This window comes from Microbulbifer agarilyticus S89, from assembly GCF_000220505.1.
Taxonomy (GTDB): domain Bacteria; phylum Pseudomonadota; class Gammaproteobacteria; order Pseudomonadales; family Cellvibrionaceae; genus Microbulbifer; species Microbulbifer agarilyticus_B.
This window is the reverse complement of sequence record NZ_AFPJ01000037.1, coordinates 25,113-41,618: the sequence shown is the minus strand read 5'-3', so window position 1 is coordinate 41,618 and position 16,506 is coordinate 25,113. Positions and strand designations below refer to the sequence as shown.

Genomic DNA, 16,506 nt, shown 5'->3' with positions numbered 1-16,506 from the left:
GACCACCTGTAAGCTTTTATCGCGGTCGAAAGAAGGAAAGATGCCGGTAAATTATAGAATGACTAGGTGATTGGGCAGCTCGTTCTTGATCACGGTGGCGGGCGCCGCTTCTTCCAGTAGCTCACCACACTTCTCGACACAGTGCACGAAGGCTTCGCCAGTTTTTCCCTTGCGCACTTCGCGAATAAAGTTCTCAACAATTTCCTGCCAGGCTTCATTGGTGATGTGCTCTGCGAGGCCGCGGTCGGCAAGTATTTCGACATAATGTTCGGCCTGGGATACAAAGATCAATAAGCCGAGGCGGTCCTTGGTGCTGTGCAGTTCGTGCTCGAGGAATTGCCGGCGGGCGAGGTTGGCTGCGCGCCAGTATTTGATCTTTTTCGGAACCAGCCACATGGTGAGTGGCCGCCAGCGAAAGAGCACGGCGAGTACAATAAATAGAATCCACTGCAAGGTGAATGCCTGCTGGTACTCGATCCACCAGGGCAGAAACTGCATGAGTGGTGCTATCAACAGCGCGAGGAATGCGGCCCACAGGGTGGATATATACAGATAATTGTCGGACTGGCCAGCCAATACGGTAACCACTTCGGCGTCGGTCTTGGATTCCACCTCTTTGATGGTTTCCGAGAGGTTCCGTTTCTCATTTGCGTTTAACATCATTATCCGCGATCGCAATCTGCGTTTTTACCAGCCACCAGAGGCACCGCCGCCGCCAAAGCCGCCGCCGCCACCACCAAATCCACCGCCAAAGCCGCCACCACCATAACCGCCGCCAAAGCCGCCTCCGCCGTAGTAGCCACCGTAGCGGCCACGGCGATAACCGCTGCTACCGGCAGGGGCCCCCAGAACCGAGGCGCCAAAGATCTGCAGCATCACGAACAGCAGGAAGACGCCCACCAGCAATGCCAGCTGGCGGTTGTCGTCGCTATCGGTGGCTTCGGGTACATACTCATTTTGGGTGGCGGCAATAATGGACTCGACGCCGGCGGTAACACCGCCATCGAAGTTGCCGGTGCGAAACTCTGGCAATATCTTGGTGTGAATGATGTTGGATGAAATTGCGTCGGTTAACGCGCCCTCCAGTCCATACCCGACCTCAATGCGCACCTGCCGGTCCTGAGGGGCGACAATTAGCAGTACCCCGTTGTCTTTGCCTTTCTGACCGATCTTCCAGTGGCGACCCAGCTGATAGCCATATTCCTCGATGGTCTGGCCCTGCAAATCGGGCAGGGTAACCACCACGATTTGATTACTGCTGATCTTCTCCTGTTGCTGGAGCCGCTCGGTCAACTGGTAGCGCGTACTCTGGCTGAGCAGGTTGGCATTGTCGACGACACGGCCGGACAGCGTCGGAAACTGGATGTCCGCTAGTGCCACCCATGCCAACAAGGCGCCGGGCAACAGCAGTAGCAACAGGGCGACCCGCCGAATCGTCATTGCGCTTGATTCCGCCACGAAGTGAGTGGAACTAGGTTACTGGAAGTCGACCTCCGGCGCCTTTTCTGCATCTTCAGAGGTGGCGTGGAAGGTGTCGCGCAGCGGCATATCGCTGTAGAGCACGGTGTGCCAGATTCTGCCCGGGAAGGTGCGTATTTCACGGTTGTAGCGTTCTACCGCGGCGATATAATCGCGGCGGGCGACACTGATACGGTTTTCGGTGCCTTCCAGCTGGGATTGTAACGCCAGGAAATTCTGGTTGGCCTTGAGGTCCGGGTAGCGTTCAACGACTACCATCAGGCGGGATAGGGCGCTGCTCAATTGAGATTGTGCGGCTTCAAACTGCTGGAGTTTCGCCGGATCGTTGATAATGTCAGAGTTGACCTGCATGGAGTTCACCTTGGCGCGCGCCTCGGTGACTGCCTCCAGCGTTTCTTTTTCATGGGCCGCATAGGCCTTGACGGTTTTGACCAGGTTGGGAATCAGGTCGGCGCGGCGCTGGTACTGGTTCTGTACCTGTGCCCAGGTGGCTTTCACATTTTCATCAAAGCTGGGAATGTTGTTGATGCCGCAACCACTGAGCCCAAAGGCAATGACGGCGATCAGGGCAAGATGCCATCTGCGTGGGTTGCTGAGCGGGCGGTGCTCCCGGTGAGAAAGTCTGAGAGTAGCGTTCATGCTGTCGGTCCTTTTTCCCTGGCCTCTGGTCCTTGATCCCTGGTCCCCGAGCCTTTGTAGGTTACGAACCAGACAATAATAGTCTTCAATCCGGTGTTTTCGGACAAGAGTTTTCCGGTTGGAGTGAGAACGACAGTGAGAGAGCTGTTAGAGAGTAGGTAATGGCACTTAAAGCGACCATTTTCAAAGCGCGACTGCAGGTTGCGGATATGGATCGGGATTACTATGCGGAGCACAGTCTGACGCTGGCGCGGCACCCCTCGGAGACCGACGAGCGCATGATGATTCGCCTGCTGGCGTTTGCACTGAATGCCAGCGAAACCCTGGAGTTTACCCGCGGCCTTTCCAGCGACGATGAGGCCGATGTCTGGCAGCACAATTTGAGTGGGGAAATCGAAACCTGGATTGAAGTGGGCGTGCCTGCCGAAGAGCGGGTGCGCAAGGCATGTGGGCGCGCCGACCAGGTTATGGTCTATGCCTATGGCCAGCGCACGGCACCGGTGTGGTGGCAGAAGATGGAGGCAGCGACTGCGCGCTTCGATAACCTGCAGGTGTTTTTCCTGCCTCCAGAGCAGTGTGCGGCGCTCGCCGGCCTGGCGGAGCGCTCCATGGAATTGACCGCCACAATCCAGGATGGTCAGCTGTGGCTGGCGAGTGAAACCCAGACCGTGGAAGTGCAACCGCAGCGCTGGAAATAGAATTGTAATCCCGCCGATCGTGCGGGGCATTTGAACGGGCCATGTGAACTGGCCATGTTAATGGAGAATAAGATGCCGTCTTTCGATATTGTTTCAGAAGTCGATAAACACCAACTGACCAATGCGGTGGATCAGGTAAACCGCACCATTACCAATCGTTTTGATTTTAAGGGTGTGGATGCGCAGGTAGAAATGAAGGAGTTTGCGCTGACGCTGCATGCGGAATCCGATATGCAGGTAAACCAGATGGTGGATATGTTGCGTGCGGCACTGATCAAGTGCGATATCGACCCACTGGCGATGGATGTGGGCGAGGAAGAGCAATCCGGCAAGCTGGTTAAGATCGGGGTCACATTGAAGAATGGCCTCGACAAAGATCTGTCAAAAAAGATTGTTAAGATCATCAAAGACGAAAAACTGAAAGTGCAGGCCGCGATTCAGGGTGATTCGGTGCGTGTTACCGGCAAGAAGCGCGATGACCTGCAGCAGGTAATGGCTATGTTACGCGGGAAAGAGCTGGAGCAGCCGCTGCAGTTCAATAATTTCCGGGATTGAGGCGAGCGCTATTTAGCGCGTGCCTATCTAAGCAGTACCCATTTAAGGAGTGCCTGTGGCAATGTTTTCCTGCATGCGTCACTGCGTTTTCTGGCTCGTTGCCGGCATTTTTCTGTACCTTGCTGGCAGCGGTGCTTACGCCAGTGGCGCACCGGTAAAGCCGGCTAAGCTGCTGGGTGCCTGGTGGATTGATGGCAGTGAAGATCTGGATATTTCCGGTCTGAGTTTTTGCGACGGCGAGCTGCTCGCGGTTGCGGATAAATCCTCGGAGCACATTTATCACTTGCCAGTCCGGGAGGGTGCCGAGCGCGTCACCCTGGAGCCGAAGGCGCGTTTTGCCCGCCCGGATTTACCAGACGATCAGCCGGTACCGTTAAAAGTACGCGCACTGCATTACGCCAGCACCCCGTTGAGCATGGATTTTGAGGGTATAACCTGTGATGCCTCGGGCGTATACCTGCTCAGTGAGCGACACAATCGTATCGCGCGGCTTGATTCTGCGGCAAAGCGTGCGCAATGGCTGGTCCCGCGCTGGTCTGAGTCTGCCCGTGAACGCGGTTACCTGCAGGTTTTTAATGCAGAGAGTGAGGGGCTTGTAAAGGCAGAGGGCGTCTTTTGGGTGGCCCTGGAGCGAGAACCTCGCGGGCTGCTGCGACTCGAGCGCGACGAGGTCGAGGGCAAGGATTTCCGTGCACTTCCCGGAGTGGCCGGCCTCGATTTTCGCGGTCGCGCCGAGGACGTTACCGCACTGGCCTACTACGATGGTGGCCTGTTCACCCTGGAACGCAACGCCTTTGCCGTGTGTCGACGGGAGCCAGCCAGCTTACTTGCCGAGTGGTGCGTGCACTATCGGGATATTGAGCATGCGCCAGAGTTCGTGTATCGCGATACCCGCTTTGGTAAGGGCGAGGGTTTGGCGATTAACCCACAGGGTATCTTCGTGGTGCTGGACAACAATGGGGTGGCCCGCGCTGCGGACGCTGGAGACCGCCGCGGCCTGCTGTTACAGCTGGCCTTGCCGGAGTTCGTCAATGCTTCCCCACGCAATGGCGCACGTAAACCGCAGAGGCCTTAGTTCCCATTGGCCACTACCAAACTCGACCAACTACTCAACGATGTGCGGGCTTGCCGGCTGTGCGAGGAGCACTTGCCACGGGGGCCGCGCCCGGTTCTGAGTGCGGCAAGGTCGGCTCAATTACTGATAGTTGGGCAAGCGCCCGGCACCCGCGTACACGAGACCGGTATTCCCTGGAACGATCCCTCCGGGGATCGCCTGCGAGACTGGCTGCAGCTGGACCGGGAAACCTTTTACGATGGTTCGCGCATCGCTATTGTGCCCATGGGGTTTTGCTACCCGGGGCGTGGCAAGGGTGGTGATCTTCCCCCCAGGCCAGAGTGTGCCGCCACCTGGCACAGTCGCCTGCTGGCGCTCATGCCGAATATCCAGCTGACCTTGCTGATCGGGCAGTATAGCCAGCGCTTCTATCTGCCCCACTGGTATGGCAGCATTACCGAAAATGTGCGGCATTATGCCGATGCACTGCCCCATGGCTTTTTTCCGCTTCCCCACCCGAGTCCCAGGAATACCCTGTGGTTGCAACGCCGCCCCTGGTTCGATCAGGAGGTGGTGCCGGCGTTACGCGCGCATGTTCACCAGGTTTTAAAGGTCGATAATGCAGGCTCCTGAAAATATCAAGATTCACCCATCCTGGTACGCCGTGCTGGAATCCCAATTTGATCAGCCGTATATGGCCGAGTTGCGGGCATTCTTACAGCAGGAAAAGCAGGCCGGTAAATCGATCTTCCCACCGAGTACACAGGTTTTTAATGCCTTCAATTCCACGCCCTTCGACCAGGTGAAAGTCGTGATTCTTGGGCAGGACCCGTATCACGGCGCGGGGCAGGCACACGGCCTGTGTTTTTCGGTAATGCCGGGAGTGCGGATTCCACCATCGCTAAAAAATATTTACAAAGAAATGGAGTCGGACCTCGGCATCGTACCGCCCGATCACGGTTGCCTGCAGCCCTGGGCGGAGCAGGGCGTTTTATTGCTGAATGCCACGCTGACCGTAGAGGAGAGCAAAGCCGGCGCACACCAGGGGCGCGGTTGGGAGCAATTTACCGACGCGGCAGTGCATGCGCTAGCCGAACAGCGTGATGGTCTGGTGTTTATTTTGTGGGGTAGCTACGCGCAGAAAAAAGGAGGGTTTATCGATAACCGCCGGCATCTGGTGCTGCGCGGCCCGCACCCATCGCCGCTGTCGGCACACCGGGGCTTTTTTGGTACACGGCCGTTTTCCCAGGCCAATGCCTATTTACAGCAGCGTGGCGCAGCGCCCATCGATTGGTCCTTGCCGCCGGCAGCAACGCTGCAACGGGTCGCCGTAGAAATATAAGTTGTGCGCTTCAGATCGATGCGTGAAATAGGCACTTGCGCCGGTTCACGCCAACGGGTCGGCATCCGCATCGTACGGTAACTCAAGCAGTTCCAGTACGCGGCCATCTTTTAGTTGCAGGCTTTCCCCATCCGCCACTTTGCTCTTGGTTAGCACCGCCAGCAGTGCAATTTCGCCCTCATGAGGACTGGCCTGCACAATATTGCCGATGCTGGACCCGCCCGCTGCGGTAAAGATTTCTTCGCCGGCTGCCGGCAGCTCGCCACTGTCAATTTGCGCGCGGTACATGCGTCGCTTGCTAGCTCCCAGATACTGCATACGTGCAACCACTTCCTGCCCGGTGTAGCAGCCCTTTTTGAAACTGACTGCGTCCAGCAGGTGCAGGTTGAGCATCTGCGGGATGAATTCCTCGCTGGTGCTTTGATAGACCAGTGGCACGCCGCTGTCGATCAGCTGCAGCTGCCATTGCTGGTAGCTTCCAGGTTCAGCCCCGTTGCCCGCAAGTTTTTGCCATATGTCGGCCGCTTGTTCCGCGGGTATCTGCACAACCACGTTGCGCTCGCTCAGGCCGGCGGCGAGTCCCGGGTGCCCATTGTGATCAAAGGGGCGTAACTGGGAGGGGATCAGGTCGGAGTCGGGGGTATTCGACAGCGCCAGCAGTGTGTTGGCTGCCTGGCAGGCATCGCGGCCGCACAGTGCCAGCCAGCGCTGCTCGTCACTAATGTCACTCAGCTCTGTTTTAAAGAAGACAGCATATTTCTTCAGTGCGGCGAGGGCGGTGGTCACCAGATCCCGTGGCATCAGCAGTACAAACTCGCTCTGGCTGAGCTTCAGTGCGAAGAAGGCACTGATCATGCGGCCCTTGGGGTTGCAGTGGCTGCCCAGGGTCAGCTGTCCGTCCGGCAAGTTCACCAGGTCGCAGGTGAGCTGCCCCTGCAGGAATTTTTGGCTGTCGGGGCCTCGGATCGCCATGGCTCCCAGCGGGCTCAGGTCGATGAGCCGCAGTGCGCCCTTACTCTCCGGCGCATCGTCGACGAATTCGGCATATCCGTCCCGCCAGAGGGCGCCCTGGGTGCTGAGAAAATCCTGCCACTGCTGTTGATCCATGCTGAACTCGCTGCCTGAGAAATGTACATATGGGCGCCTTCGCGGCGCAACGTGAGAATCTCATAATTGGGGGTTTTGCGGTTGGATTTCAACTACCGCTATACTGCGCGCACTTTGAATAGTGGCTTGAGAACGAAGTATGGATCGCAACCGCCTGTTTTGGGCCAGCCGTCGCGGCATGTTAGAGCTGGATTTGGTGTTGCTGCCGTTTCTGGAGAATGTGTATGACACCCTCTCTGAAGACGATAAGCAGCGATACATCAAGTTACTGGATGAGCAGGATCAGGACCTGTTTGCCTGGTTTCTGCGTCGTGAAGACCCTGCAGACCCCGAGTTGAAGAAGATTGTCCAGATCATCCGGGACAATACCGGCCTCCAGGAATAACGCGGGGGACCCGCGCGCTGCCAGTTCCGGGAAAGCTCCTGGAAGTACCCGTTCCCGCAGTGGGAGCGGGGAGGCACGCGCGGCGCGTCTCAGCTGTGACCTTGCTCCGTCTCGTTTACTCCGTCTGGGCCTTCTGTTCATTCTTGCCCAGACCATTCTCCTGCTGTTTGTCTCCCGTCTGCCCTGGGTCCTGGTAATTGCACTCGTCCCCGTTGTTTTGTTGTACGGCGTCGTTGAATGGCGTCGACTCGGTGCTTCCGTTGGACGGTTATCCACCACAGAACGACGCTGGTACTGGCAGGTGCGGGGCGGTGCGCGACGGGAATTTCACTTTGTCGGCGAGTTGACCCTGTGGCGTTGGTTGATCGTGATTAACGGCAAAGATGTTGAAGGGCGCCGTTTGCGCCTGGTGCTGGCGCGAGATGCCGCCACGGCAGATGCATGGCGGCGATTATTGGTCGCCTTGCGTTATTCGCGCTGACTGTGCCCGGGTACCGTTGAGCACGGGTTTTTAACGTTGGGTTACGGGCCAATAAAATGCCGCTGGTCGGCAAAATTCTCCGGTACCAGAATGGTATCCATGGCCAGTTCCCGCAGTCCCGGGTAGTCCAGTGAGTAGTGCAGCCCGCGGCTTTCCCGGCGGTCCAGCGCGGAGCGGATAATCAGCTCGGACACGACCGCCAGGTTGCGCAGTTCAATCAGGTCGCTGGTGATTCGGTAATTCGCGTAGAACTCCCTGATCTCCTGCTGCAACAGCTTCACCCGGTGCTCCGCTCGCAACAGGCGCTTGCGCGTCCGCACAATGCCGACAAAGTCCCACATAAAGCGGCGTAACTCGTCCCAGTTGTGCGAGATCACCACGTCCTCATCGGAGTCGGTTACCCGGGAAGCATCCCAGGCCGGTGCCTCGCGCGGCGGGGCGATATCGTCGATCGAGTTGTCGATATGCATCGCGGCCGAGCGCGCGTAAACCACACACTCGAGGAGCGAGTTACTGGCCAGGCGATTGGCGCCGTGCAGGCCGGTAAAGGTGGTTTCACCGATCGCGTAAAGCTGATCCAGATCCGTGCGGCCGTGCTCGTCGACCATTACCCCGCCGCAGGTATAGTGCGCCGCGGGAACCACCGGGATGGCTTCGCGGGTGATGTCGATGCCATATTCGAGACAGCTTTTGTATACGGTCGGAAAGTGCTCGCGGACAAAATCCGGGTCCTTGTGCGAAATGTCCAGGTACAGGCAATCGGCACCCAGTCGCTTCATTTCGTGGTCGATGGCGCGGGCCACGATATCCCGCGGCGCCAGCTCACCACGCCTGTCGAAGCGATCCATAAAACGCTCGCCATTCGGCAGCTTTAACAGGGCACCCTCACCGCGCAGGGCTTCGGTGATCAGCATGGACTTGGCTTTGGGGTGGTACAGGCAAGTGGGGTGGAACTGGTTGAATTCCATGTTCGCAACCCGGCACCCGGCGCGCCAGGCCATGGCGATACCGTCACCGCTGGCGCCATCGGGGTTGCTGGTATACAGGTAGGCTTTGGAGGCCCCGCCAGTGGCGAGTACGACCGCGCGCCCCTGGAATACCTCGACCTCTTCGGTTTGTTTGTTATGCACGTAACATCCGCCACAGCGGAAGCGGCCGGTCTTCGGGTTGGGTTGGCGGATCAGGTCCAGGGCAATGTGGTGTTCAAAGCAGTCGATATTGGGCGTGTTGCGCACGCGCTCCAGCAGGGTGCTGTGTACCGCCTGGCCGGTGGCGTCGGCACTGTGAATTATGCGCCGGTGGCTGTGACCACCCTCTTTGGTAAGGTGGTACTCACCATCTTCTTCGCGGGTGAAATCTACGCCCTGGTTAATGAGCCAGTGAACGGCGTCCCGGCTGTTTTCCACGGTGAAGCGAACCGCGTCGGGGTGGCAGAGTCCCGCTCCTGCATCTAATGTATCCGCTATATGGGCGTCTACGGAGTCGGCCTCGTCCAGTACGCCAGCGATACCGCCCTGGGCGAACCAGGTAGAGCCATCTCGCAAGCGCTGCTTGGAAAGCAGTGCCACGCGGTGGCGTGCAGCGAGGTGCAGCGCCAGGGTCAAGCCGGCGGCACCACTGCCTACAACTAGCACATCGTAATTGTTCTCGTTGTAGCTGTTTTCGTTAGGATTCACGGGTCCGTTTGCCTTCTCTCTCGTGGAGTTTTATTCGTCTCGGGGGGCGCGTAGTATACGCCATCTTGAAAAATTACCGATTTGTCAGGAACTTATGACCAAAATTTGGTGTCTTGGACACATTAGAAAAAGCTTGGCCAAGGCGCTCCGACGTGTCTGGCCCGCGGTTTGGAGTAGGGGATGACAGGGCAACAGGCGTCACCAAGTGATCGCCAGCTGGTAGAGCGGGTGCAGAAAGGCGATAAGCGAGCCTTCGACCTGTTGGTATTGAAGTACCAACACAAAATCATGGCGGTGGTTAGCCGCTACATCAACGATCATGCGGAAGTGCATGACGTGGTGCAGGAAGCGTTTATCAAGGCATACCGGGCACTGGGCAATTTCCGTGGGGAGAGTGCTTTTTATACCTGGATGTATCGCATCGCGATTAATACCGCCAAAAACCACCTCGTTTCACGCAGTCGCCGTCCCCCCTCATCGGATGTGGATCTGGAGGATGCCGAATTTTACTCCGGCGCCGATTTGCTGCGCGATAACGAAACCCCCGAGAACCAACTGTTCCGCGATCAACTGGAAGCGGCGGTACACCAGGCTATCCGCGAGCTACCGGAAGATCTGCGCTCGGCCGTGACCCTGCGCGAGATGGAAGGCCTCAGCTACGAGGAGATCGCTGAAGTGATGGGGTGCCCGGTAGGTACCGTACGCTCGCGGATTTTCCGCGCCCGGGAGGCTATTGATCGCGCAGTCCAGGCCACCATGGCCGGCGAGCCCGAGTCCGTCGACGGGCGCAGCTAGCCTGCGTGAGCACGGCAGGCGGTTATTTTTTAATCTATTTTGTTTTATCAGAATCGCTTGTCGAGAGGTTTCTGGCCTAAATCCAGAGCCTGACCGGGATGACAGGTAAAAATATCGACGAATTCACACAAAATTTGTCTGCTAGGTAAAACTTTTTTGCGAAGCCCGGGTCTGACGTATTAACAAACAGGGTGTGAACTAGCGCCCAAAGAATTGCACTGAAAGAGGGTTTACCCGTATGTCCCACGGGAGTCATCAACAGCGCCTGAATGAATCGCTTTCCGCATTAATGGATGGCGAGGCCAATGAGTTGGAAATTCAGCGCCTACTCAAGGAATCTGATGCCAGCGGTGCGTCAGACGGTGAGTTGGGTCATCGCTGGTCGCGCTACCAGTTGGCTGCCAGCGTGATGCGTGGTGAAAAGGTGGCGCCGGTGGACATGGGGCTCGCCGCAAGTATTTCTGCAGCGATTGCCGATGAGCCATCGCTGGAGCCTGGGCAGCAGGCATCGGCGAACGATGCGGGTAATGACCAGGCGAGAAGCCGTTGGTGGCGTCCACTTTCCCGCGGTGCCGTCGCGGCAACCGTAGCATTTGCCGCCATTTTGGGGGTGCAACAGATGCAGGCCCCGCAAGTGCAGGGTGACTTGGTAGCGGAAGTTGAGGCGCCCCAGCCGCAGCCTGTGACGACCAATTCGCAACCTGGCAGATTTTTGACCCCAACATTGAATACCCGCGCGGTAAGCACCGCACCACAGCTTGTACCCGAAAAACGGGTAGGGCCAGCCCCGCAGGTGCAGGTTGTGCCCACGCCAGAATTGATGCGGCATTTGAATCGGGTGATGGTGGAACACTCAGAGCAGGCCGCCCGTATCGGCAGCCAGGGTATGGTTCCCCATGCTCGGGCAACCTATGGGGAGCGCCCATCGGAGTAATGGCGGCTGCCGGAGGTTGCTCCGGCTGTCTCGTTGTTGAGCGAAACAAAGCATGACCATGGCAAATATGATTTTCCGTACCACCCGCAAAGCCAACAGCTCGCTGTTGGCTTTTTTACTATGTGCTGCACCACTGGGCTTCGCCCAGAGCGGTCCGTCCGCCGGTGGGCCAAGCAACCCGCAATCAGCGCCGCAGGAGCCCCCTAACCAGGCTCCTCAACTAGCTCCTCAATCGGTTCCCCAAGATACCCGCGAGGCCTCAGCCAGTGAGGCGACCGGTGTGTTGCTAGCACGGCTCGCCCAGGCTGCCGCCAACCTGGAGTACCGCGGATTGGTTACCTTTGAGCATGTGGGCTCCATGGAAACCCTGGAGGTAGTGCACGGTATCCGCAATGGGGAGCAGGTGGAGCGTATTCGCTACCTGACCGGTAGTCCGCGCGAAAAGGTGAGCCGCACCGGGGGCGACGAGTGTCGCCTCAGCGGCAGTGTGTTTCCCAGTTCTGGTCTGTTGAGCGCTGCCGGGCTGCAAAACGTGCAGTCCAATTATGCATTTTTGATTCGCGGCGAGGAGCGTGTGGCCGACCGCGAGACGATCGTGCTTGAGGCCCGGCCCCGGGATATGCATCGCTTCGGCATGGTCATCAGTGTCGATAAAGAAACCGGCCTGCCTCTCAAGTCCATGTTGATTGCACCGGCGGGAAGGGTTCTCGAGCGCTTTCAGTTTGTCGAGCTCGACCTGAAACCGGTAACCGATGATGAGTTGAAGCCTCATTCACCCTTGGCGCAGCCAGACACCGGTAGCGACGCAGCAAGCTGCGCCAATGTGGAAAGTCGCTGGCGTCTCGGTTGGGCGCCCAGTGGTTTTAAACCGGTTGCCGTGCAGGCACTAAAAGATGGGCAAATGCTGGTATTTAGCGACGGCCTGAGTGCATTCACCGTGTTTGTCCAGCAGCTCCCGGAGATGAACTACACAGGGCAAGCGGTGCGCGGCGCTACTGTCGCCTATATGGACCATATCGATGTCAATGGCGCACGTTACACCGTGACAGTGGTGGGCGAAATCCCAGACAATACCGCGCAGCTGGTGGCCAAGGCGATCACCGAGGCAAACTGACGACGCGGTTAAACGGGGTAAGACACGGCATGATCGAAGAGCGCGGAAAAGTGGTCGCTGTAGACGGCGATGCGATTTGGGTGGAAACCGTCCAGCGCAGCGGTTGTCATGGCTGTGCGGCCAAGTCAGGGTGTGGCACCGGCTTACTCGGCGACTTCTGGGCGAGCGCATCGCGCGTGCGTGTTCAGCTTACTCCCCATGAAGCGCAGGCGATTCAGCTGCACGACACCGTGGTGATTGGGATTGGCGAACGCGTGCTGGCGAGCAGCGCGCTCGTAGTTTACCTGGTGCCACTGGTGCTGCTGGTTGCCGGTGCTCTGGCGGGGCAGTCGTTGGGGGCTGAACCGCTGGCGATAGCCGGTGCATTGCTTGGCCTGATTGGCGGTGCCCTCGCGATTCGTGCCTACAGTTACCTGCGTCGCGGCGATGCTTCGCTGGAGCCCGTATATCTTCGCCGCGAACAAGCCAATCCCTGCGCAATTCCGGTTACTCCTATCAGCTGAGCGCACGCGCACGCTTTGCGCGACAGCGCTCGATCGTTTATTCCTGTTATTTCTTTCTCTGTTATTCCTTTCTCTGATATTCATTTCGCTACGCTCACTGGCATTTCCTGGTGAATTTTTCCTGGTGGGCTTTTCCTGCTATCTCTTGAACTGTTTCTACACTAAAGGTGACCCATTGGCCGTTCAGCTCCGGGTGTGACGGATATCAATACGAGGAAACAGGGATGGCAGGGCAAAGGGAATCAGGCCGGGTTCAAGCCTTTGAAGGCCGCTGCTACGCCGAGAGTTGGCCGCTGAAAACGACCTTTGTGATTTCCAGAGGCGCGCGCAGTGAGGCCCGGGTGGTTGTGGTGGAAGTGGTGGCGGAAGGTGTCACCGGCATTGGCGAGTGCACACCCTATCCCCGCTATGGAGAAAGCCTGGAATCCGTATTGGCCGAAATCACCTCGGTGTTGCCGGCATTGCGCCAGGGAATCTCGCGCAGCCAACTGCAGCAGGCCATGCCTGCCGGGGCGGCGCGCAATGCGGTGGATTGCGCACTGGCCAATTGGGCAGAGAAGAAACACCAGCAGGGTTTCGCCGGTCCCGAGTCATTGCCCACTGTGCAAACCCTGGTGATTGCCACCCCAGATGAAATGGCGGAGGCGGCGAGTGCGGCCGAAAAGTCCGGGGTTACGGTACTCAAACTCAAGCTGGATGAGAAACAGGTGCTGGAGAGGGTGGCAGCGGTGCGCGCCGCTGCGCCCGCCTGCGAGCTGGTTATTGATGCCAATGAAGCCTGGTCCGCCGATGGCTTGCCCGCGCTGTGTGATGCGCTGGCGAAACAGGGTGTTTCCATGCTGGAGCAGCCGCTGCCCGCTGGGGATGATCGCGCCCTCGCAAGCTTTGCCCACCCCATACCCATCTGCGCCGATGAAAGCTGCCACACCCGGGCGGACTTACCGCGGCTTGCGGGGCTCTACGAGATGGTGAACGTCAAACTGGATAAAACGGGCGGCCTCTGGGAGGCGTTACTCCTCGCCGATGCCGCGCGCGCACAGGGCTTTGAGGTCATGCTCGGCTGCATGTTGTGCACCTCGCGCGCGATTCGTGCAGCCTGGCCACTGGGGCAGGGGGCGCGGTTTGTGGACCTCGACGGCCCCACCTGGCTAGCCAGGGATGCCGACCCGCTGCAGTTTTTTCACGGAAGGGTGTACTGGACCTGAAGCGCATGTCGCGCTGTAGGTGAGGGCTCAGGGCTGGTAGCAGAGCAGGTCAGTCATCACCTGCAGGTAGTCCTCGGTGGCGGCATCGGTGGAAATGGGCGGGAATTCCAAGGTGATGCACGGATGCTGGTGCTCTGCGCACCAGGTGCCGAAAGAGCCGGGGGTCTGGTAGCCGAGTTCACACACAAGTGGTAGCTCGATGCGCTCCGCTAGCCAGTGCCCCAGAGGGCTCTGCAGGGGATCTTCAACACAGGCCAGCGGTTCGTGAATCGATACGATCCAGGCTGGGTCTAACTCCCTGACCAGCCGGCACAGCGCCTGGGTTTCAGGTTCTGACCCCGGTCGATCGCCGGTGGAGAGGAAAACGTCGCGCTCTTCCGCGGCATTGTTCCAGCGATAGACGGTGCCGTCCGCCTTCCAGTTAATGGTGGCAAAGTTGCGATTCAGGTCGACGCCGTGTGCGTTGCAGCGCGTACCAAGCTGGCAGCCGTCGGGATTGACCGCAAGAATGACGTGGTGGCGCCGCAGTCCCGCTTGCAGCGCGCGCAGTGCACAGGAAAGTGTGACCACTGCGGTCACTTCGTCTCCATGAGTGCCGGCCATGATGATGCCTGAATGTTCATCGCGTATTTCTGCCGGAAAGTAGTAGAGCGGGGCGCCCAGCACCGATTCCCCATATCGCTGCCGCTCTGCGTGAAATTGGCCACGCTGCGGGCGCGGGCGCAGTTGCGTCGGAGCTGGTTGTCTGTGAACCGGCAGTTTTTGGGTGCTCATGCAATCCTTAACACTGATTTACACTAGAGAATGCGAACTTTTTAACGCATCACCGAACTAAGAGGGTGTTATGGCGGGTTTCATCAACCAAATCCCGCCATTGTGGGAGCCATCTGGATAACACCAAGTGATAACCAACCGGCTGCCAAATCTAAATGGTGTTTTGACATATTAGTAAAAGGGCTTATCAGGGGTGACATATATGGTTGCACGCTGTTCGCAATTCCTTCTCGTGCTTTGCTTGCTATTTTCCACTTCGGTGCTTGCACGCGGCCTGCCGGAGCTGACTGATCTGATTGAACAGAACTCCCCGGCGGTGGTGAAAATCAACACCGTGGAGCGCAATCGCGCCTCCCGCAATGCAATTCCGCCACGCTATCAACAAGACATCCCGGACATCTTCCGTCACCTGCTGGAACCGCGTCAGCGTCAGCAGCGCCCGGTGGCAAGCATGGGTTCCGGCTTTATCATTTCTAAAGATGGCTATGTGGTCACCAATAACCACGTGGTCGATGGCGCCGACGAGGTGCGCATTACCCTGACCGACCGCCGCGAGTTCGAAGCCAAGGTGGTGGGTACCGACCCGCGTTCAGACCTGGCGTTGCTCAAAGTGGAGGGCGACGATCTGCCGGTGGTGCGATGGGGTGATTCCGAAGGCATCAAGGTTGGCGAGTGGGTGGTCGCCATCGGCTCCCCATTTGGCCTGGATTACTCTGCGAGTGCGGGCATTGTGAGCGCCATGGGCCGCAGTATTCCCAACGAAAGCCGCGAAAATTATGTGCCGTTCATCCAGACCGATGTGGCGATCAACCCGGGTAACTCCGGTGGCCCGCTGTTTAACCTTGAGGGTGAGGTGGTTGGTATCAACTCCCAGATCTACACCCGTAGCGGCGGCTCCATTGGCCTGTCGTTCGCGATCCCTGCGAGCCTTGCGCAAGACGTGGTGGCCCAACTGAAAGAGAAGGGTCGAGTGGACCGCGGTTGGCTGGGGGTCGGCATCCAGGACGTGGATCGCAAACTGGCTAAGGCCATGGGCCTCGGAAAACCGGCGGGCGCTTTGGTCGGCCAGTTGGAAGCCGGTTCTCCGGCAGAGAAGGCTGGTATCCAGGTGGGCGATATCATCACTCGCTTCGATGACCAGAAAATTGTTAGCCAGGGCGACCTTCCGCATGTGGTTGGCCGTACCCGCCCCGGCGCTGAAGTACCCGTTCTGCTCATGCGCGAGGGCAAGCAGCGCAAGCTGACGGTGCGCGTGGGCGCACTGCCCGGTGACGACGAAGGCTTCGCGCAGTCCAGTGTGACCAGTACAAGTGATGTTGGCGGCGTACTGGGGCTGGTGGTGGAAGATATCCCCGACAACCTCAAGCAGCGTCTGGGCGTAGAGAATGGCGTACTGGTGAAGCAGGTAGTGCCGGGCAAGGCCGGTGCCAATGCGGGCCTGCGCAGCGGCGACATCATTGCCCAGCTTGGATTCGAACAGGTGGAATCCCTGAATGACTACGACAAGGTGGTTAAGAAACTGCCGAAGGGCGAGTTGTTGCCAATCCGCTTTTTCCGCGGCGGCCAGCCGACTTTCCGTACCATTCAGATCGAAGAAAGCTGAAGCCTGCAGATCGAAGAGAGCTGAAGCCAACAAATCCAGTGAGTGCATGGGCTCGGCGTCGTGATTCGGCGCCGAGCCCAGTTGTTTCGAGGGTTGCAGACAGATTGGATGCACTTTTTGCGCAACCTGTTAGACTTGCGCCCACAGCGCGGCCCGGTCCGC

General features: G+C 58.4%; 19 protein-coding genes. 13 read left to right on the top strand and 6 right to left on the bottom strand.

Annotated features, from left to right (window positions below; translation table 11 throughout):
• Nucleotides 1–51: 51 nt before the first annotated feature.
• Genes AS89_RS0112120 through AS89_RS0112110 form a run of 3 tightly spaced genes read right to left on the bottom strand, consistent with a single transcriptional unit; the run spans nucleotide 52 to nucleotide 2,118 of the window.
• Nucleotides 52–663 (bottom strand): TPM domain-containing protein, encoded by a 612-nt coding sequence (locus AS89_RS0112120; RefSeq protein WP_010132922.1) that lies wholly within the window; start codon nucleotides 661–663, stop codon nucleotides 52–54.
• 24 nt (nucleotides 664–687) lie between these two features.
• Nucleotides 688–1,440, bottom strand: coding sequence for a TPM domain-containing protein (locus AS89_RS0112115; protein WP_010132921.1), 753 nt, complete (start codon nucleotides 1,438–1,440; stop codon nucleotides 688–690).
• A 36-nt stretch (nucleotides 1,441–1,476) separates the two neighbouring features.
• Nucleotides 1,477–2,118, bottom strand: coding sequence for a LemA family protein (locus AS89_RS0112110; protein WP_010132919.1), 642 nt, complete (start codon nucleotides 2,116–2,118; stop codon nucleotides 1,477–1,479).
• 161 nt (nucleotides 2,119–2,279) lie between these two features.
• Between AS89_RS0112110 and AS89_RS0112105 the strand changes: the two genes are divergently transcribed.
• The 5 genes from AS89_RS0112105 (at nucleotide 2,280) to ung (ending at nucleotide 5,767) form a co-directional block, all read left to right on the top strand.
• Nucleotides 2,280–2,816 carry a YaeQ family protein gene (locus AS89_RS0112105; RefSeq protein WP_010132918.1) on the top strand — a complete coding sequence of 179 codons (537 nt, stop codon included), beginning with the start codon at nucleotides 2,280–2,282 and terminating at the stop codon, nucleotides 2,814–2,816.
• Between the two features lie 72 nt (nucleotides 2,817–2,888).
• Entirely contained in the window at nucleotides 2,889–3,371 is a 483-nt protein-coding gene (locus AS89_RS0112100; protein ID WP_010132917.1) for a YajQ family cyclic di-GMP-binding protein, read from the top strand.
• 61 nt (nucleotides 3,372–3,432) lie between these two features.
• Entirely contained in the window at nucleotides 3,433–4,446 is a 1,014-nt protein-coding gene (locus AS89_RS0112095) for a hypothetical protein (protein WP_010132916.1), read from the top strand.
• 6 nt (nucleotides 4,447–4,452) lie between these two features.
• Nucleotides 4,453–5,058: a uracil-DNA glycosylase family protein gene (locus tag AS89_RS0112090; RefSeq protein ID WP_029249988.1), complete on the top strand. Its 606-nt coding sequence runs from the start codon at nucleotides 4,453–4,455 to the stop codon at nucleotides 5,056–5,058.
• On the top strand, nucleotides 5,045–5,767 hold the full coding sequence (gene ung, locus AS89_RS0112085; protein ID WP_010132913.1) for a uracil-DNA glycosylase: 723 nt from the start codon (nucleotides 5,045–5,047) through the stop codon (nucleotides 5,765–5,767). Before AS89_RS0112090 ends, ung begins: the two co-directional genes overlap by 14 nt.
• Before the next feature lie 45 nt (nucleotides 5,768–5,812).
• On the opposite strand, the gene ygfZ is transcribed toward ung, so the two are convergent.
• Nucleotides 5,813–6,874: a CAF17-like 4Fe-4S cluster assembly/insertion protein YgfZ gene (gene ygfZ, locus AS89_RS0112080; protein ID WP_010132912.1), complete on the bottom strand. Its 1,062-nt coding sequence runs from the start codon at nucleotides 6,872–6,874 to the stop codon at nucleotides 5,813–5,815.
• 139 nt (nucleotides 6,875–7,013) lie between these two features.
• Here ygfZ and AS89_RS0112075 point away from each other — a divergent pair, with 139 nt between their 5' ends.
• Both AS89_RS0112075 and AS89_RS19060 read left to right on the top strand, forming a co-directional pair.
• Nucleotides 7,014–7,259: an FAD assembly factor SdhE gene (locus tag AS89_RS0112075; protein WP_010132911.1), complete on the top strand. Its 246-nt coding sequence runs from the start codon at nucleotides 7,014–7,016 to the stop codon at nucleotides 7,257–7,259.
• Entirely contained in the window at nucleotides 7,219–7,740 is a 522-nt protein-coding gene (locus AS89_RS19060) for a protein YgfX (protein ID WP_308736794.1), read from the top strand. The genes AS89_RS0112075 and AS89_RS19060 overlap by 41 nt, the downstream gene beginning before the upstream one ends.
• Before the next feature lie 41 nt (nucleotides 7,741–7,781).
• Here the strand turns inward: AS89_RS19060 and nadB are convergent, their stop codons facing one another.
• Complete coding sequence (gene nadB / locus AS89_RS0112065) at nucleotides 7,782–9,416, bottom strand: L-aspartate oxidase (RefSeq protein WP_010132910.1); 1,635 nt, start codon at nucleotides 9,414–9,416, stop codon at nucleotides 7,782–7,784.
• Between the two features lie 180 nt (nucleotides 9,417–9,596).
• Here nadB and rpoE point away from each other — a divergent pair, with 180 nt between their 5' ends.
• The 5 genes from rpoE (at nucleotide 9,597) to ycjG (ending at nucleotide 13,967) form a co-directional block, all read left to right on the top strand.
• The gene (gene rpoE, locus AS89_RS0112060) at nucleotides 9,597–10,211 is read left to right on the top strand and encodes an RNA polymerase sigma factor RpoE (protein WP_010132909.1); all 615 of its coding nucleotides are present in this window, start codon (nucleotides 9,597–9,599) and stop codon (nucleotides 10,209–10,211) included.
• A 238-nt stretch (nucleotides 10,212–10,449) separates the two neighbouring features.
• Nucleotides 10,450–11,145 (top strand): sigma-E factor negative regulatory protein, encoded by a 696-nt coding sequence (locus tag AS89_RS0112055; RefSeq protein ID WP_033230426.1) that lies wholly within the window; start codon nucleotides 10,450–10,452, stop codon nucleotides 11,143–11,145.
• Nucleotides 11,146–11,197: 52 nt separating this feature from the next.
• Entirely contained in the window at nucleotides 11,198–12,259 is a 1,062-nt protein-coding gene (locus AS89_RS0112050; protein WP_010132907.1) for a MucB/RseB C-terminal domain-containing protein, read from the top strand.
• Between the two features lie 29 nt (nucleotides 12,260–12,288).
• On the top strand, nucleotides 12,289–12,762 hold the full coding sequence (locus AS89_RS0112045; RefSeq protein ID WP_010132906.1) for a SoxR reducing system RseC family protein: 474 nt from the start codon (nucleotides 12,289–12,291) through the stop codon (nucleotides 12,760–12,762).
• Between the two features lie 224 nt (nucleotides 12,763–12,986).
• Nucleotides 12,987–13,967: an L-Ala-D/L-Glu epimerase gene (gene ycjG, locus AS89_RS0112040; protein ID WP_010132904.1), complete on the top strand. Its 981-nt coding sequence runs from the start codon at nucleotides 12,987–12,989 to the stop codon at nucleotides 13,965–13,967.
• Between the two features lie 27 nt (nucleotides 13,968–13,994).
• Here ycjG and mpaA read toward each other — a convergent pair whose 3' ends face one another.
• The gene (mpaA, locus tag AS89_RS0112035) at nucleotides 13,995–14,741 is read right to left on the bottom strand and encodes a murein tripeptide amidase MpaA (RefSeq protein WP_010132903.1); all 747 of its coding nucleotides are present in this window, start codon (nucleotides 14,739–14,741) and stop codon (nucleotides 13,995–13,997) included.
• A 202-nt stretch (nucleotides 14,742–14,943) separates the two neighbouring features.
• On the opposite strand from mpaA, the gene AS89_RS0112030 reads away from it, so the two are divergent.
• Entirely contained in the window at nucleotides 14,944–16,344 is a 1,401-nt protein-coding gene (locus tag AS89_RS0112030; RefSeq protein ID WP_010132902.1) for a DegQ family serine endoprotease, read from the top strand.
• Nucleotides 16,345–16,506 lie beyond the last annotated feature (162 nt).